The sequence below is a fragment of the Rhodococcus sp. P4_F3_2 genome (assembly GCF_056401335.1).
In genome coordinates this window covers 1-362 of the sequence record NZ_JBFUJN010000303.1, presented here as the reverse complement: position 1 = coordinate 362, position 362 = coordinate 1, and the positions used below count along the sequence as shown (strand labels likewise).

Genomic DNA, 362 nt, shown 5'->3' with positions numbered 1-362 from the left:
TTCTAATTTAGACTCTTGTAATTCTCTTATAGAGCTCATTAACTTTTGATCTCGATCATCTAACCTTTTAATAAGTACTTCTTGAAATTTCCGCTGCTGTTCTTCTTGTTTTCGTGTCCATTCATTTAAAAAATCCTCATGTTTTTTTAATTCTTCTTGGACTTTTTTAGCCACTATGGATTCTATCTCCTGAACAGGAACAAACCCTTGATTCTCTAAGGATTGTTTAGGTTGTTGTTCAGAAGAGTTTATATTCTCTGTATCGTAAATCCTAGGGAATCCTTCTTCTACTAAAAGTTTGAGTATCTGAGCAGATTGGAGACTTCGTTTATTTCTCATCTTAGCTATAAAAAGAAAAACAG

Annotated in this window: 1 protein-coding gene; it reads right to left on the bottom strand. The window is 32.6% G+C overall.

The genetic code is table 11. The features are described from left to right. A partial coding sequence (locus AC1DWA_RS33855; protein WP_477917937.1) for a hypothetical protein occupies positions 1 to 362 on the bottom strand: 362 nt, incomplete at both ends.